Annotated in this window: 1 pseudogene; it reads left to right on the forward strand. The window is 56.0% G+C overall.

The features are described 5' to 3' along the window. Positions 1-389: 389 nt before the first annotated feature. A pseudogene (locus CQ14_RS45940) lies at positions 390-673 on the forward strand (adenylate/guanylate cyclase domain-containing protein); the annotation flags it as partial.

The raw sequence follows: 673 nt of genomic DNA on the forward strand, positions 1-673 counted from the left end.
ATGATTTGCCTCTCGTGCCAGTTTGTCGCAATTGCGCGCTGAAAATCAGATCGCAGTCACCAGCAGTCGGTGGAGCGCAGCGATCCCTGCGTTGAAACATGAGTGGATCGTTTCGCTCGGTCCATCCTGCGAACTGAACGCCTCACGTCTGCCTTGACCCAAACCGGAAGACGTTCGCTCGTTCTCAACGTTACCGCTGTTGGCCCCATTTCGGACATGCGCATAGCCGGACATCGGCCCGCAATCCTGCTATATAGACATACGCCTTCCCCAAGAATGGGGGTGCATCTTGAGCAGCGAGCACGTAGAGCGGCGACTGGCGGCTATTCTGGCGGCGGATGTCGCGGGCTCTTGCCGCTTGATAGGGATCGACGAAGAAGGCACGCTGNAACTGAAAGCGCTTAAAAGAACAGTTTTCGATCCCAAAATCGCTGAGCATCACGGACGTATCGTCAAGAATACCGGGGACGGCGCTATTGCTGAGTTCGCCAGCGTGGTCGACGCCGTCCGATGTGCCGACGAAATTCAGCGCGGCATGGCCGAACAAAATATCGACGTGCCGCAGGACAAGCGGATCGAGCTCCGCATCGGCATTCACGTCGGTGATATCATTTTCGAAGAGAACGATATCTTTGGTGACGGGGTCAATATTGCAGTGCGTCTCGAGGGGATT

Source organism: Bradyrhizobium lablabi (assembly GCF_001440475.1).
Taxonomy (GTDB): Bacteria; Pseudomonadota; Alphaproteobacteria; order Rhizobiales; family Xanthobacteraceae; genus Bradyrhizobium; species Bradyrhizobium lablabi.